Below are 15,642 nucleotides of genomic sequence, written 5' to 3' on the forward strand. Positions count from 1 at the left end.
TCGGGCCGAATGGCCTGAATTCGTGTGGTGAGGATGCAATGATTATCTATTTACACGGTTTCGACTCCAACAGTCCCGGTAACCATGAAAAGGTGCTGCAACTCCAGTTTATCGACCCGGACGTGCGGCTTATCAGTTACAGCACGCGACATCCGAAACACGACATGCAGCATCTGCTCAAAGAAGTCGACAAGATGCTGCAACTCAGTGCCGATGAGCGCCCGCTGATTTGCGGCGTTGGGCTGGGCGGTTTTTGGGCAGAACGTATCGGTTTCCTGTGTGATATTCGCCAGGTGATCTTCAACCCAAATTTGTTCCCGCAAGAGAACATGGAAGGGAAAATCGATCGTCCTGAGGAATACACCGATATTTCGACCAAGTGTGTGCAAAATTTCCGTGAGAAAAACCGCGATCGTTGCCTGGCGATTTTGTCACGCAATGACGAGGCGCTGGATAATGCCCGTGCCGCAGAATTGCTGCATCATTACTATGAAATTGTATGGGATCAGGAACAGACCCATAAATTCAAAAATATCTCGCCACATTTGCAACGCATAAAAGCTTTCAAAACCCTCGGCTAGTCGGGGCTTAAAGGCGTAAAAGTGAAAGGGTCAGCCATGTGCTGGCCCTTTTTGTTTATCTTTTCGGCATAAAAATTTGATGCATATCAATTTTGGTATGACCAATACACCATCCATGTTATTCTTTGGTCACATTAGTGAGTTTGTTTAGGTAACTTGTTGTTAATTAAATGCTATTTCCATAACCTTTAATTAACAATTGGTTAATATTTTAAGGGGGTCACTTTGACTACGCCATTAAGAAAGATTGTCATTGTCGGTGGTGGTGCTGGCGGACTTGAACTGGCCACTCAGTTAGGTAAAAAACTGGGTCGTGGTAAGAAAGCGAAGATTACGCTTATCGACCGTAACCACAGCCATTTATGGAAACCACTGCTGCACGAAGTGGCTACCGGTTCACTGGATGAAGGTGTGGATGCTCTGAGCTACCTGGCTCATGCGCGTAATCATCACTTCCAGTTCCAGCTTGGCTCAGTGGTTGATATTAACCGCGAAAGCAAAACGCTGACGTTGTCAGAACTGCGTGACGACAAAGGCGAGCTGTTGGTTCCCGAGCGTAAGATCCCTTACGACACCCTGGTGATGGCGCTGGGTAGTACTTCCAACGACTTCAACACGCCGGGCGTGAAAGATAATTGCATCTTCCTCGATAACCCGCATCAGGCGCGTCGTTTCCACTCTGAGATGCTGAATCTGTTCCTCAAGTATTCCGCGAACCTGGGCGCCAGCGGCAAAGTGAATATTGCTATCGTGGGTGGCGGGGCGACAGGTGTTGAGTTGTCCGCTGAACTGCATAACGCAGTCAAACAGCTGCACAGCTACGGTTATAAAGGGCTGACTAACGAAGCGCTGAACGTGACGCTGGTTGAAGCGGGCGAGCGTATTCTGCCTGCATTGCCTCCGCGTATTTCAGCGGCAGCGCACAGCGAGCTGACCAAACTGGGCGTGCGTGTTCTGACGCAAACTATGGTGACTTCTGCTGATGCGGGCGGCCTGAATACTAAAGACGGCGAATATATCGCAGCGGATCTGATGGTTTGGGCGGCAGGTATCAAAGCGCCAGACTTTATGAAAGATATCGGCGGACTGGAAACTAACCGTATTAACCAGTTAGTGACCGAGCCTACGCTGCAAACCACGCGTGACCCTGATATTTATGCCATTGGTGACTGTGCTTCTTGCGCACGTCCTGAAGGCGGCTTTGTGCCACCTCGTGCACAGGCTGCACACCAGATGGCTTCTTTGGTGCTGACCAATATTCTTGCGCAAATGAAAGATAAACCGCTGAAATCTTATGTTTACAAAGATCACGGTTCTCTGGTTTCGCTGTCTAAGTTCTCTACCGTCGGTAGCCTGATGGGCAACCTGATGCGCGGTTCGATGATGGTAGAAGGGCGTATGGCGCGTTTCGTTTATATCTCCCTGTACCGTATGCACCAGGTCGCGCTTCACGGTTATTTCAAAACCGGCCTGATGATGCTGGTAGGCAGTATCAACCGCGTGATTCGTCCGCGTTTAAAACTGCACTAATCTCAGTTCAGCATTGACTCTCAAACCCGGCCAGCGTGCCGGGTTTTTTATTTGACATTTCAGCATAAAAATCCATAAATGAACATTTCATGCTTAGGATTTCTCTCAAACACATAGTTTCAGCCTATGAATCAGCACTTTTCATCCGTTGTCTGATTTGTCTTATACGCCCTCTGGTTGCAAAATTGTAAGCAATTGCACAGTCAGGAGGATGTCCTGTGAATAAATCAATGTTAGCGGGTATAGGTATCGGTGTGGCCGCAGCACTGGGTGTGGCGGCGGTTGCCAGCATGAATGTTTTTGACCGTGGCCCTCAGTACGCACAGGTGGTGTCAGCGACACCTATCAAGGAAACGGTAAAAACACCACGTCAGGAATGCCGTAATGTCGCGGTGACTCATCGTCGTCCGGTTCAGGATGAAAACCGTATTCTCGGTTCAGCGTTAGGTGCCGTTGCAGGTGGCGTGATTGGCCATCAGTTTGGTGGCGGGCGTGGTAAAGATGTGGCGACGGTAGCCGGTGCTCTGGGCGGTGGTTACGCGGGTAATCAGGTTCAAGGTGCGATGCAAGACCGCGACACCTACACCACCACGCAGCAGAAATGTAAAACCGTTTACGACAAGTCAGAAAAAATGCTGGGCTACGACGTGACGTACCGCATTGGCGACCAGCAGGGCAAAATCCGTATGGATAAAGACCCTGGCACGCAGATCCCACTGGATAATAATGGCCAGCTAGTTTTGAATAAAATCTAATGGTTATAAATCAAGGCCCATCTTGTGAGATGGGCTTTTGATCAATGACTACCGCGTAACTGCTGTTGCAACTGCAGCAGCGCAGTAACTTCTGCTATGCGGCGCTGAGTGTAGGCGGGTATTTCGTCAGGCGTGCGCAAAAACAGCCTTTGTTCGCCAAAAACCACATCGTGTAAACAACGGTCGTAAAGCGGCCCGGCGAGGGTACTGCGTTCGCTGCCCTGTTCAGAGATCCGTTCCACTACCTCATTCAAACCCTGACGATCGATATTGATCATTTGCCCGTCATGAAGATGAATCCGCATCCCTTTTTGCCCGCCAGCAGGCCCGGCATATTTGTTGAGATGGAGCGTAAAGGGAATACCACTGAGAGTCCCGGTTAACAGCGCTACACCTTCCGCTGTAGTGAAATCACCCGCTGCTATCGCGTTCCTGAGGCGATCGCGTGCGTAGTTGAGTTCAACGGTGAGCTGGTCATTGCCACCTAACTGATGAACAGTTTCACGCATCATGGCAAGAGTATGAGTGCCGATATCAACAATTACGCCGTCAGGGTGACGCAACTGGCGAGTGTCTGCTTCACCCGTGGCAAAGTTGAGGGCAGCAGGCTCACCCGCGGCGTTAAAACCACTTGGCTCCAGTAAAAAACCTTCGATGCACTTTATTTCATTGATGTTGTGAATGTGATTGCAGGCTTGAGTACGAACCATCCAGTGATCCAAAGCCAGAACACGGGCGGCATTTTGCGGCTTCGCGAGCAGAGTTTTAAGTGTCTCAAGTTGCGCAAGCGTGGCTGCGACGGGTTTTTCTACCACAATAGCAGGCACGTCACTTTGCAAGACGCGCTCCAGAACAGGAAGATGATGCAGAGAAGAAGTCGTGATTAGCACCACATCGAGCGGCATTGCTAGCAGTGCGTCCAGGGAATTACAACGGTTAATCCCGTCAATCTGACGCGTGGGGTTAGCGTCAAAACCGTAACATTCGAGCAAGGGAAGAGAGAGGCGGCGTAGTGCCGGGAGATATGCTGTTTCGATGACTGAACCTAAACCTATTAAACCTGCCAACATAAGCTAATCCTACCAAATATAAGCCGTACCTATCATTAGAGTCCCTATGTTTTAAATGACTACTGGATTTTGGTCGAGAGGGATTTTGTGTATGAGAGTAAAAAGCAGGCTGGTTTTTCGCCAGCCTGCTGTGAGGAACTTTAGAATTGCAGGGAGTAATTCACGCCGTAAGTGCGCCCACGACCTTTGTATTCGTACAGCGATGGGCTGCCGTAAGTTGGGCTGTAGAGTAGAGGCGCGCGCTGACCCCACACGGTGGTGTAGTCTTTATCCAGCAAGTTTTCGATGCTGAAGCTCAGCTTACCTAGTGGCAGAGCGTAACTACCGATAAAGTCGATGGTGTTGTAACCATTGATTTTATTGTCGCTGGCATCGGTTAAATCAAAGGTCTGCTGGCTCTGGACACGCAGGCTCCATGGTTCTGGCGCCCAGCCCACATATGCCGTGGCTTTCGACGGGCTGGCATAAATCACGTCCCATTTCTGCCATTTTCCATCCACTTTGGTTTCGGATTTCAGCACGTTGAAGTTAACACCGGTGCTCCAGTCTGAGTCTGGAATAAAGTAATCCACGGCACCTTCAACGCCGTAAATACGGCGTTTGTCATCTTCAACATTGATGGTCATATCTGCACGGTTGATGGAGATAGACTTGTCAGACAGTGAGTAGTAAGCCGCAACCTGCGTGCGCAGGCTATCGCCCGAGTAGCGCCAGCCTAACTCATACGAATCGACCTTGATCCCCTGAAGTTTTGACTGTGCAACGTTCACACTGTTCACCAGTTGATAATGGCCATTGACCAGGCGGTAAGTCCCGTTACCGTAATATTTTCCTGGATCAGGTAATTCAACGCCTTGCGAGAAGTTAAACCACGCTTGCTGGCGCTCGGTGATGTGCATTAACACGCCAGCATTGAACAAAGCATTGTCGTAATCAGTGGTGCCACCAGGGATAGAATCCGCTGATTGAGCGATACCATTTGCAATGCCTTGTTGCTGAGTAAAGCCAACAAAATCATCAACTTTGTTTTCAGTCCACTGGTAACGGACGCCGCCGCTTAGCGTAAACATGTCGGTGATGTCATAGCTGGTTTGCATGAATGGCGCGAAGTTGGTAATGCTGTAGCCAGGGTAGCGCCCGGTGGTGTAAATGCTTTGGTTATTCAACCCACCTGAGGCATTCGCTTTCGCTAAATCAAAGAATTTTTGGTTTGAGGTAAAGCTTTCGTGGTCGGCATCCACACCGTAGGTAATTTGCCAGCCATCAACGGGCTGGCTGGTCAGTGCGAGTTTTGCACCGTACTGATCGGTATCTTGCTGCGAGGCAGAGAAACTGGTGACTGCGCCACGCGTCAGGGTCGGGAACGGATAGAACGTCAGGGATTCATCGCGATAATAAACCTGCCCAACCAGCTCCTGGCCGAGGAAATCGCTGTTGGAATATTGCAGGCTAATCAGATGACGCTCGGTGCCAGGAATACGGTCTGAATTGAGTTGGTCGCTGACGTAAGCATTACCATTTCCGGTAACAGCCGAGAAATTCTCGCCCAGATTTAGCCCGTAATCGTCATCGCCCTGGCTCTTGTAATATTGCGTGACTAACTGTAATTGCTGAGTTTCATCAATATTGAGAGTGCCGGTTCCCATCACATCCAGACGGTCAGAATACTGCAAGCCGGTTTGCGTGTTATCAAGCAGAGTCTGGTCGCCATTGCCATCGAACCAGCCACCGAACTTCTGATAGGCCACCGACATTCGTCCGGACGCATGTTCGTTGCCGCCAGAAATTGCCCCTGCGATACGCTCATCGTGATCTTTGCTGCTGTTAAAGCCTGATTTAATGCCCGATTCAAATTCCATCTGGGTTTCAGGCTGGCCTTTTTTGGTGACAATGTTAATCAAACCGCCGGTACTACCGCCGCCGTACAAAGAGGTCGCGCCGGAAATCACTTCAATATGCTCGATGTTGAACGGGTCAATGGAATCAAGCTGGCGGCTATCGGTACGGGAAGAATTCAGACGAACACCATCTACTAACACCACGATAGAGCGGCCGCGCATGTTCATGCCGTAGTTGGTGCGGCTTTGACTGCTGACATCAAGCCCTGGAATTAACTGTGCAAGTGCATCTTTCAGCTCCTTGCCACCCTGGATTTGTTGTTCGAGTTCAGTGCCTTCGATAACCCAGGTCGTCTGCGCCATTTCTGCCACGGTACGGTGCATACGGTTCGCAGAAACCAGAATATCTTCTTCTGAAGTTTGCTGCGCAAAAGCTGGAGCCATCATCGCCAGAAGCAGCGGGTTAAGCACCCAGCGTGCATTTTTATGCATCATCATCATTCCTTAGATGGAAAAGATTAACATTTGAAAATATTTTGAAATAAGAACGGACTGGATTTTGCCGATAACGGTTCTCATTATCAATCTCAATTGATAGTATTTCTTAAATTAATCTTATGAATAATCACATGATTTATGTGGTTTACTTTTTCTGGATGTTGGCCTGATGCGGCAAAGGAGTCGAAATGGCAGGAGTGCAAGGGTATCGCTTGTTTAATGTCCAGTTAGTGCATAAATCGCAAGTTTCACCTTCGCTATTGAGTCTGGTGTTTGGCGGTCCGGATGTTGCACATATGAAATGTGACTCGCCCGATCAGCGAATCAAAATGTTATTCCCCTCTGAAGATGGCTCTATTCCTGCTCTGCCGGAGCAAGGCGAGTGGTATCAATTGCTGCAACAATTGCCCAGAGAAAAGCGACCCGTGGTGCGCACTTATACCTTGCGCAAGGTTGATCGCGAGCGCCAGGAAGTCACCGTTGAATTTGTCAGCCACGGTACGGAAGGGCCGGCCTCAGCATGGGCAATTAACTCGCGACCTGGCGACCAGATTCAAATCGTTGCGCCTAATGCCGAATATACTCAAGACAGCGGTGGATACGAATGGACTCCGCCGAGCGGTTTACGCCATGGGCTAATCATCGCCGACGAAACGGCATTGCCCGCAGCGAAAGGTATTCTTGAATTGCTGGCTGCGGGGCAGAACCCGCCACAAATTCAGGCATTTTTTGAAGTGCCAGACGAAGGTGACTGTGTCGATTTGAGCGAGTTCAGTTTCGCGCAAATTCACTGGTTAGCGCGTAAAACAGCGAATGCCTCGCATGGAGAATGCCTGCTCAAATCCGTCAGAGAAAATGTGCAGCTACCTGAAGCCGCAGGCGTGACGGAGGAACTTAATGAAGAAGCGGAAGGCGAACTGCTGTGGGATAAAGCGACTACGGTAAGCAATGATTTTTACGGCTGGGTCGCGGCAGAATCCACGGTGGTGAAACTCCTGCGCCGCCATTTGATTGGTGAATGCGGTGTGAACCATGACACCATCAACTTTATGGCGTACTGGAGTAAAGGGCGGGAGCGTTAAAAGAGCAGGGCGGCAAACGCCGCCCTGTATTAGATTTTTTTAAGTTCTGGCATCAGCCGCATCGTCGTATTCACGATTTGCATCAGCTCTTCATAGCTGGCGTTTTCGCGCGCGCTCACTGACATCCCCTGAATAATACAGCACAGGTACTTAGCCAATTTACGGATACAACTGGTCGCAGGCATTTCGCCTTGTTCCTGGCGCTTGGCCAGAAAACGCACCAGCGTTTCTTCCTGCATCGACTGACGCGTTTTTATCACTGCCGCGATATCTTCCGAAGATGCGGCCAGCACGGAGGAAGTACAGATGATAAAGCAACCTGTTGGCGTGTCTTTCTCAGTAAAGAGCTTCGCAATCAGCGAAAAATAATCTTCCAGTGCTTGCTCGAGCGTGCGTTCTTCGCAGAACAGGCAATTCTCACGCATTTGCGAGAAACGTTCGATATAGCGGTCCAGAACGGCTTTGAATAACCCTTCTTTGTTGGTGAACTCTGCGTACAGCGTCGGAGCTTTTGCGCCCGTCGCTTCGACCAGATGCGCCAATGAAGTGGCTTCATAACCGTGTTGCCAGAACAAAGCCATGGCCTTGTCGAGTGCTGCTTCCCTGTCAAACACTTTCGGTCGGCCACGGCTTTTTTTAATGCAAGTCGTATCAGATGACATATGCGCCGTTTAACCTTTGTCTGTTTATTGAACGATCATTATAAAAATAATATCACGCGGTAGCTATAGGGAAGAGTGGAAAAATAATTATTTCCTATGCTTATGAAAATATAAGCTTTTATAAAATAATTAACGGTCATTATAAAATTAATTTGACGTGTGATGCAGATCACGTTTATGATTTAGTTATCGAACGTTAAGTAAATAAATTTAACGGCCTTATAAATGTTTATCCAAGGTAACTATCATGAAAAACGTAAAAAATCTTATTGCTGCTGTTGTTCTTAGCTCAATTTCATTTGCAAGCTTTGCAGCTGTTGAAGTTCAGGCTGCCCCAGTTGGCGAGCAGAAAGTAGGAACGATCAGCGCATCCGCCGGGACTAACCTGGGTTCTCTGGAAGACCAACTGGCGCAGAAAGCTGAAGCAATGGGCGCAAGTTCATTCCGCATTACTTCAGTCACTGGACCAAATACATTGCACGGTACTGCGGTAATTTATAAATAAGCCTGTGCCCTCTAAGTAAAAACTCTCTCCATAAGAAAGGCCCTGTTGAAAAACAGGGCCTTTTTCTATTGCTGAAAAGGGCGGCAGGCGCCGCCGAGGGTTAGATTTTTTTCAGCTCCGGTAACAAGCGAAGTGTCGTGTTGACGATCTGCTTTAATTCCTCGTGGCTTGCATCTTCCCGCGCGCTGACTGACATGCCCTGAACAATGCAACACAGGTATTTAGCCAAATTTCGAACGCAGGTTGTGGCCGGGATTTCACCTTTCTGTTGGTGCTGCTCGAGGAATTTAAGCAGCGTAGCTTCGAGCAGAGACTGACGAGCCTTGATCATTTCAGAGATATCGTGCGATGAAACTGCCAGAACGGATGAAGTACAAATCATAAAGCAGCCCGTTGGGGTTTCTTTATCGGTAAACAGTTTCGCCACCAGATAAAGATAATCCTCAAGCGCCTCTTCAAGCGTTCGATTGTCACAACGCAGGCAGGTCTCTCGCAGTTTCGTCACACGAGCCAGATAGCGGTCTAAGACGGCCTTGAACAAACCCTCTTTATTGGTGAATTCGGCATATAACGTTGGGGCTTTTGCCCCTGTTGCCTCAACCAGATGTGCCATTGAAGTGGCTTCGTAGCCGTGTTGCCAGAACAAAACCATGGCCTTATCGAGTGCGGATTCTTTGTCGAACACTTTTGGTCGGCCACGGCTTTTTTTGGTATCGCAGGTGTCGGTAGACATAATTAGCCGTTTTAACCTTTTCTATTTTATGAGCGATCATTATAAAAATAATATCTCATGGCTTCTACTGCTAGTTTGTCCAAAAATAAATCATGGCTATCTGTATGAAAAGTAAGTCATTAATAAAATAATTAACGGTCGTTATAAAAATAATTTGACGTGTGATGTAGATCACGTTTATTATTTACTTATCGAACGTTAAGTAAATAAATTAACGGGCTTACAAATCATCTGCTTAAGGTCAAAAATCATGAAAAACGTCAAAACTCTTATCGCTGCTGTTGTTCTTAGCTCAATCTCTTTCGCAAGCTTCGCGGCTGTTGAAGTTCAGGCAACGCCAGCAGGCCAACAGAAAGTAGGCACTATCACTGCAACCGCCGGGACTAACCTGGGTTCTCTTGAAGACCAACTGGCTCAGAAAGCTGATGAAATGGGTGCGAGTTCATTCCGTATTACTTCAGTCACTGGCCCGAATACATTGCACGGTACTGCGGTAATTTATAAATAAGATTCACGGTAAATCAGTTTCATAAAAAAAGGCCCTGTTAAAAAACAGGGCCTTTTTGCATCTCAAAACAATTAAATCTCGGTGCTGGCAATACCGTACGCGTTCACTTCAATCGGCATCCCGGAGCGGTGCTGCATGGCTTGCTCCATGACGCTAGCATCTGTTTCCGGTGCAGACTGGAACTGTTTCATCTGCTCCGTTAACACAATCGGAAGCACTTTCGGATCGTCATCAATGTGTTTAGACAGAGGCTGATGGACTTCAACTAAACGCCTGCCATCGGGCTCCACTGAGGTTTTAATCGCGGTGTTGATGATGCGCACTGGCGTACCAACAGGCATCTCTTTGTACAACGCTTTAATATCGTCATCACGCAGTCGAATACAGCCAGAACTCACGCGCATTCCAATCCCAAAGTCCGCATTTGTTCCGTGCAGCAGATAAACGCCGCCATAGGCTGCGAGGCGAATGGCATGGTGGCCCATTGGGTTTTCCGGCCCGGCTGGGACGACCGCCGGAAGTTTGATTCCGTTCGCCAGATAGCGCGCGCGAATATTGGCCGTTGGCGTCCAGGTCGGGTTGGCGCGTTTATCTGAAACGCTTGTGACCATAGTTGGTGTCACGGTGTCGCCACCGAGTTGGCCAATGCCTATCGGGTAAACGGTTACGCTATTTTTCCCTGCGGGATAGTAATAAACACGCAGTTCGGCAAGATTCATTACCAGCCCCTGACGCGGCGCATCTGGCAATAGCATCTGGCGCGGAATAGTCAGCACGCTACCCGCACGTGGCACATACGGATCAACACCTGGATTTGCCTGAAGCAGGGCAAGGAAGCCGACATTGTATTTTTTGGCGATGGCTTCAAGCGAGCCGCCGTTATCCTCGACAACATGGAAAAAGTTCTGACCGATAAGGCGACTGCCTTCAGGAGGCAGAGGGTAGGAATTAGCGCTTGCCGGGAAAGCGGCAAGGCTTGCGCTGACCAGCATCAGCGATGCCAACCAACGTACAGGTAAAGAGAGAAATCGCGACGACTGCATTAAGCAAAACCTCATTATTATTAAGGTTAATGTTATTAAAAAGTTAATCGTGAATTATGGCGGGGGAAGATGTAGGGAAACCTTCGTGGTTTGAAAAGAATGTGTAAATGTTACAAAAGTGCCTTAGGGGTAACTAAGGCACGTTAAGCAAATTAAGATACGACTTAAGCCGCTGCGTTCTGGGCTAACTGATGCATAAAGTTACGCACCCATTCCATTCGCGCTTTGCGGTCAGCCAGATCTTCAATAAATTTAAGACGCGTTGGCCCATCCAGGCGGAAATGCTGCGGTTGCTTTTGCAATAAGCCAATCAGCCAAACCGGATTAACATTGTTCTTCTCGGCAAACTCAATCACTCCGCCTTTTTCATTGCCTTCTATTTTACGCACACCCAGTTTCTGAGCCTGCTGACGCAATGCCGCGATATCCAACAGATTACGCGCCGGATCCGGTAGCAATCCAAAGCGGTCAATCAGTTCGACTTTCAATTCATCAAGCTCATGCGCCGTTTTGGCGCTGGCAATCCGCTTGTAGAATGACAGGCGCGTGTTCACATCCGGGATAAAATCATCTGGCAGTAGGGCAGGCATGCGCAATTCAACTTCGGTCTGGCTGCTGGTTAAATCTTCAAGCGATGGCTCGCGACCTTCTTTGAGCGCATCGACCGCGTTTTCCAGCATTTCCATATACAGAGAAAAACCGATCGTTTCCATTGAGCCGCTCTGGCCTTCACCGAGCAATTCGCCAGCACCTCGGATTTCCAGATCGTGCGTTGCCAGCGCAAAACCCGCCCCTAAATCTTCGAGAGAAGCGATAGCTTCGAGGCGCTTCTGCGCATCGGTAGTCATGGCTTTCGGGTGAGGCGTTAGCAGCCACGCATAAGCCTGGTGATGGGAACGCCCAACGCGGCCACGGAGCTGGTGCAGCTGCGCGAGGCCGAAATGGTCTGCACGTTCAATGATAATGGTGTTGGCTGTCGGAATATCGATACCGGTTTCGATAATCGTGGTGCACACCAGCACGTTAAAACGCTGGTGGTGGAAATCGTTCATCACCCGTTCCAGCTCACGCTCACGCATTTGGCCGTGGCCGATGGTGATACGTGCTTCCGGAACTAACTCCGCAAGTTTGTCTGCCGCTTTCTGGATGTTTTCGACATCGTTGTAAAGATAGTAAACCTGGCCGCCACGCAACACTTCGCGCAGGATGGCTTCGCGAACCACCAGGCTATCGTATTCACGCACGAAGGTTTTCACTGCCAGGCGGCGGGCCGGCGGAGTGGCGATAATCGACAAATCGCGCATTCCGCTCATCGCCATATTCAAGGTGCGCGGAATCGGGGTGGCGGTCAGCGTCAGGATATCCACATCGGCACGCATCGCCTTGATACGCTCTTTGTGGCGCACCCCAAAGCGGTGCTCTTCATCGACAATCAGCAGGCCGAGATCTTTCATCTTCACATCATTTTGTAGCAGCTTGTGGGTGCCGATAAGAATGTCGACTTTCCCTTCACGCGCCTCTTCCAGAATTTGTGCTTGCTCTTTAGCGGTACGAAAACGCGACAGCATTTCGATACGCACCGGCCAGTTAGCAAAACGGTCGCGGAAGTTGTCGAGGTGCTGTTGGGCCAGCAGCGTCGTTGGCACGAGTACCGCAACTTGTTTGTTGTTTTCCACCGCGAGGAATGCGGCACGCATCGCAACTTCGGTTTTACCAAAGCCGACGTCGCCACACACCAGGCGATCCATGGCCAATGGCTGGCACATGTCGCTTAATACCGCGTTGATGGCCTGAGCCTGGTCCGGTGTGGTTTCAAACGGGAAAGCATCGCAGAACATTTGGTACTGTTCACGGTCATGCTTGAAGGCGAAACCCTGTTTGGCGGCACGTTGGGCGTAAATATCCAGCAGCTCTGCCGCCACATCGCGTACTTTCTCAGCCGCTTTTTGACGCGCGCGCGACCAGGCATCGCTGCCAAGCTTATGCAATGGTGCATTTTCTTCGGCACCGCCCGCATAACGGCTAATTAAATGGAGCGACGAAACCGGGACATAGAGTTTGGCGTCCCCTGCGTACGTCAGCATCAGGTATTCAGCTGTAATGCCGCCCGCTTCAAGAGTGGTGAGGCCGGCATAACGCCCGACGCCATGCTCGAGGTGCACAACAGGCTGCCCGGTATGCAACTCGGCCAGGTTGCGAATCAACGTATCCGGGTTAATGGTGCGACGGCTATCCTGACGGCGGCGGCTGACGCGCTCACCCAGCAGGTCACTTTCACAAATTAACGCCCGGTTGCGCAGCGTGTCGATAAAACCGTGTTCGCTGGAACCCAGCATTAAATAGCGGCCTTTATCGGCTGCTTCATCGAGCCGATAAATACGTTTCGGGGCAACTTTAATTCGCGCTAACAGTTCGCCTAATGCTTCGCGGCGGCCTTCACTTTCGACGGAAAACACCACGGGGCCATCGAAAGATTCAAGGAATTTTCGCAGGTTATCGAGCGGCGCTTTTTGTTGCGCCTGAACGGATAGATCGGGCAGGGCGTGATAACCCAGGTTGGTAAACGCAGCTTTGTCGGCTAACGATTCTGTTTTGAGCTGAATGCGCGGCCAGTTTTTGAGTTCGCTGAACAGTTCGTCAACGCGTAACCACAGGCTTTCTGGCGGAAGCAGCGGGCGCATTGGGTCAACGCCACGATTTTCGAAACGGGCAAACGTATCCTGCCAGAAACGCTCGGCGTTGGTTTCAATATCACCGGTATTAATCAGCAGCGTATTTTTTGGGAAATAGCTAAAAAGTGGCGGTAATGGTTCGCTGAAGAACAGCGGCTGCCAGTATTCAATCCCCGCCGGGAGCATGCCTTTACTGACCTGCTGGTAAATATGCTCAGGCTCGCGCTTTACATCAAACTTGTCGCGCCACTGGCTGCGGAACAGTTCGATGGCTATTTTATCGGTCGGGAATTCGTGCGCAGGTAGTAGGTTAATGGCATCGACTTCTTCGAGCGTGCGCTGCGTATCAACGTCAAATACGCGCAGGCTGTCGATTTCATCATCGAAAAAGTCGATGCGATAGGGCTGGTCGCTGCCCATCGGATACAAATCCAACAATGCGCCACGGGTGGCAAATTCACCGTGCTCCATGACTTGATCAACGCTGCGATAACCGGCTTGTTCCAGCTGGCTGCGCAGGTTATCACGCGACAAACGCTGGCCTTTCTTCATCACTAACGCGTGGCCGTGTAAATAGCTGTGCGGACACACGCGTTGCATCAGAGTATTCACCGGCAGGATTAACACGCCGCGCTGCATGGTTGGTAGCTGATATAGTGTTGATAAACGTGAAGAGATGATTTCCTGATGCGGCGAGAAACTGTCGTAAGGCAGGGTTTCCCAGTCGGCAAGATTCATCACCATGCTTTCCGTAAACTGGCTGATTTCGTCATGCAGACGCAGCGCATTCTGCATATCAGGGGCGATCAACACCACCGGGCCATTATGGCGCTCTGTGATTTCGGCAACTTCAGTCGCGCACGCAGAGCCGGTGAGTTCACCAAGCTGGCGCTGATCGCCAGCTTTTACAGGTAAGGAGTAGCGATAATTTTCAGGCATATCGGATGTCAGAATCTCTCAGGTTGCGCCGTGCTTTGTGGGCAAATGACCACCAGACGCGTCAAGAAGTTGCTTATTATTATCCGCGATCGTTTTGTATTAGCAACACAATCGCACCGCAACCTGGGATTCATCGTCCACAGAGCGTGACTTAACGCGCTTGCGTTGCGGTCACTAATTTGGCTGGCGGCGAAAAGAACATGTCACCAAACGCAGCACGCGATAATTTCCTGAAACCTAACCCTAATACCGTGCAAATCGCCAGGCTGACAAACGGGTAAACCATCAGAATGGCGAGCAAAAGGTTATCGGAAATTCGTCCGGCGCTAATCTGCCCAAGAGTGAACAAACTGAGTGCTTCGATAACGATGCGGTGAGTGGTGTAGATAGCAATCGTATTGGTACCGACGATATTGAGGAACGCATCGGCGCGGCTTTCTCGCCAGTTATCGAGCACATAAAACAGCTTCATGATGACAAAAATCGAGACTAGCGAAATCACGAGTGGGACATTGACCAGATACAACGCCACTGAAACCAGTGCAGCAGCGGCACACAACAGCGGATGCTGAAGAAGGTTAAATTCTTTCATTGCCGTCATTAATTGCGTACCGAACCACGCTCCCAGCCCGTAATAACACATATTACGCACCACGCTGTTCATGCCCCACCACGGCAGCGGAATAAAGCTAATCACCACGTTGATTGCCAACAACATCAATATGACCGGGACTCTGAATTGACGCAGGCTTTTGAACACCAGGAAATAAAGTACTAACGCATAAAGATACCAAAGGCTGGTGCTGGCTTTTGCCATGCTGGTAGCAAACTGGATTAGGGTTTCTGAATATGCCGCGTTAGAGGTCGGGTTGCGTACCAGATCCGGCGCCAGCCACTGGTTGATTAACGAAATTCCCAGCCACTGCAAAACTCCCCACAACAGCAGAACGTAAAAAATATTCCACAGACGCTTATCAACACAATCACGCCATTGCACGGCGTCGATATAACGGGTTATCAAAAAGCCTGAGATAAAGAAGAACACCGGCATCCGGAAGGGCGCCAGATACAAGTTAAGGTAAATCCAGCTCTTAGCGACGTTTTCCGGGAATCCGCTCTGGAACTGAACCAGGTGAGGATAAAAGGTGATCACCGAATGGTAAATTACGACCAGGCAAATGCACAGCCCTTTGATATGGTTTATCCACAATTGTTTGTTTTTCATG

Annotated in this window: 13 protein-coding genes; 6 read left to right on the forward strand and 7 right to left on the reverse strand. The window is 49.8% G+C overall.

What is annotated here, in order from left to right:
• Positions 1–38 precede the first annotated feature (38 nt).
• The 3 genes from ycfP (at position 39) to AC0IWZ_RS07165 (ending at position 2,866) form a co-directional block, all read left to right on the forward strand.
• Positions 39–581, forward strand: a complete 543-nt coding sequence (ycfP, locus tag AC0IWZ_RS07155) for an alpha/beta hydrolase YcfP (protein ID WP_034494636.1) — start codon at positions 39–41, stop codon at positions 579–581.
• A gap of 225 nt (positions 582–806) precedes the next feature.
• The gene (locus AC0IWZ_RS07160) at positions 807–2,111 is read left to right on the forward strand and encodes an NAD(P)/FAD-dependent oxidoreductase (protein ID WP_034494638.1); all 1,305 of its coding nucleotides are present in this window, start codon (positions 807–809) and stop codon (positions 2,109–2,111) included.
• A 218-nt stretch (positions 2,112–2,329) separates the two neighbouring features.
• On the forward strand, positions 2,330–2,866 hold the full coding sequence (locus AC0IWZ_RS07165; protein WP_034494640.1) for a glycine zipper 2TM domain-containing protein: 537 nt from the start codon (positions 2,330–2,332) through the stop codon (positions 2,864–2,866).
• A 41-nt stretch (positions 2,867–2,907) separates the two neighbouring features.
• Here the strand turns inward: AC0IWZ_RS07165 and AC0IWZ_RS07170 are convergent, their stop codons facing one another.
• Positions 2,908–3,936 (reverse strand): Gfo/Idh/MocA family oxidoreductase, encoded by a 1,029-nt coding sequence (locus AC0IWZ_RS07170; protein ID WP_471677755.1) that lies wholly within the window; start codon positions 3,934–3,936, stop codon positions 2,908–2,910.
• Positions 3,937–4,076: 140 nt separating this feature from the next.
• Positions 4,077–6,266 (reverse strand): ferric aerobactin receptor IutA, encoded by a 2,190-nt coding sequence (gene iutA, locus AC0IWZ_RS07175; RefSeq protein ID WP_471679079.1) that lies wholly within the window; start codon positions 6,264–6,266, stop codon positions 4,077–4,079.
• A gap of 194 nt (positions 6,267–6,460) precedes the next feature.
• Between iutA and AC0IWZ_RS07180 the strand changes: the two genes are divergently transcribed.
• A complete protein-coding gene (locus AC0IWZ_RS07180; protein WP_471677754.1) occupies positions 6,461–7,354 on the forward strand; it encodes a siderophore-interacting protein in 894 nt (297 codons plus the stop codon).
• A gap of 29 nt (positions 7,355–7,383) precedes the next feature.
• On the opposite strand, the gene AC0IWZ_RS07185 is transcribed toward AC0IWZ_RS07180, so the two are convergent.
• Positions 7,384–8,016 (reverse strand): TetR/AcrR family transcriptional regulator, encoded by a 633-nt coding sequence (locus AC0IWZ_RS07185; RefSeq protein ID WP_034494655.1) that lies wholly within the window; start codon positions 8,014–8,016, stop codon positions 7,384–7,386.
• A gap of 247 nt (positions 8,017–8,263) precedes the next feature.
• On the opposite strand from AC0IWZ_RS07185, the gene bhsA (AC0IWZ_RS07190) reads away from it, so the two are divergent.
• On the forward strand, positions 8,264–8,521 hold the full coding sequence (gene bhsA / locus AC0IWZ_RS07190; RefSeq protein ID WP_034494657.1) for a multiple stress resistance protein BhsA: 258 nt from the start codon (positions 8,264–8,266) through the stop codon (positions 8,519–8,521).
• A gap of 100 nt (positions 8,522–8,621) precedes the next feature.
• Here the strand turns inward: bhsA (AC0IWZ_RS07190) and AC0IWZ_RS07195 are convergent, their stop codons facing one another.
• Positions 8,622–9,254: a TetR/AcrR family transcriptional regulator gene (locus AC0IWZ_RS07195; RefSeq protein ID WP_471677752.1), complete on the reverse strand. Its 633-nt coding sequence runs from the start codon at positions 9,252–9,254 to the stop codon at positions 8,622–8,624.
• Between the two features lie 250 nt (positions 9,255–9,504).
• On the opposite strand from AC0IWZ_RS07195, the gene bhsA (AC0IWZ_RS07200) reads away from it, so the two are divergent.
• Entirely contained in the window at positions 9,505–9,762 is a 258-nt protein-coding gene (gene bhsA, locus AC0IWZ_RS07200) for a multiple stress resistance protein BhsA (protein WP_471677750.1), read from the forward strand.
• 71 nt (positions 9,763–9,833) lie between these two features.
• Here the strand turns inward: bhsA (AC0IWZ_RS07200) and ldtC are convergent, their stop codons facing one another.
• From ldtC to AC0IWZ_RS07215, 3 genes are all read right to left on the reverse strand, one after another.
• Complete coding sequence (gene ldtC, locus AC0IWZ_RS07205; RefSeq protein ID WP_246864865.1) at positions 9,834–10,754, reverse strand: L,D-transpeptidase LdtC; 921 nt, start codon at positions 10,752–10,754, stop codon at positions 9,834–9,836.
• A 215-nt stretch (positions 10,755–10,969) separates the two neighbouring features.
• Positions 10,970–14,416 (reverse strand): transcription-repair coupling factor, encoded by a 3,447-nt coding sequence (mfd, locus tag AC0IWZ_RS07210; protein WP_471677748.1) that lies wholly within the window; start codon positions 14,414–14,416, stop codon positions 10,970–10,972.
• A 151-nt stretch (positions 14,417–14,567) separates the two neighbouring features.
• Entirely contained in the window at positions 14,568–15,641 is a 1,074-nt protein-coding gene (locus AC0IWZ_RS07215) for an acyltransferase family protein (RefSeq protein ID WP_471677746.1), read from the reverse strand.
• Position 15,642: the final 1 nt, after the last annotated feature.

The organism is Buttiauxella sp. AC142, from assembly GCF_979253435.1.

Coding starts and splice junctions, on each gene's coding strand:
- ycfP (WP_034494636.1), top strand. CDS start 39: ATGATTATCTATTTACACGGTTTCGACTCCAACAGTCCCGGTAACCAT.
- AC0IWZ_RS07170 (WP_471677755.1), bottom strand. CDS start 3,936: ATGTTGGCAGGTTTAATAGGTTTAGGTTCAGTCATCGAAACAGCATAT.
- iutA (WP_471679079.1), bottom strand. CDS start 6,266: ATGCATAAAAATGCACGCTGGGTGCTTAACCCGCTGCTTCTGGCGATG.
- AC0IWZ_RS07180 (WP_471677754.1), top strand. CDS start 6,461: ATGGCAGGAGTGCAAGGGTATCGCTTGTTTAATGTCCAGTTAGTGCAT.
- AC0IWZ_RS07185 (WP_034494655.1), bottom strand. CDS start 8,016: ATGTCATCTGATACGACTTGCATTAAAAAAAGCCGTGGCCGACCGAAA.
- bhsA (WP_034494657.1), top strand. CDS start 8,264: ATGAAAAACGTAAAAAATCTTATTGCTGCTGTTGTTCTTAGCTCAATT.
- AC0IWZ_RS07195 (WP_471677752.1), bottom strand. CDS start 9,254: ATGTCTACCGACACCTGCGATACCAAAAAAAGCCGTGGCCGACCAAAA.
- bhsA (WP_471677750.1), top strand. CDS start 9,505: ATGAAAAACGTCAAAACTCTTATCGCTGCTGTTGTTCTTAGCTCAATC.
- ldtC (WP_246864865.1), bottom strand. CDS start 10,754: ATGCTGGTCAGCGCAAGCCTTGCCGCTTTCCCGGCAAGCGCTAATTCC.
- mfd (WP_471677748.1), bottom strand. CDS start 14,416: ATGCCTGAAAATTATCGCTACTCCTTACCTGTAAAAGCTGGCGATCAG.
- AC0IWZ_RS07215 (WP_471677746.1), bottom strand. CDS start 15,641: ATGAAAAACAAACAATTGTGGATAAACCATATCAAAGGGCTGTGCATT.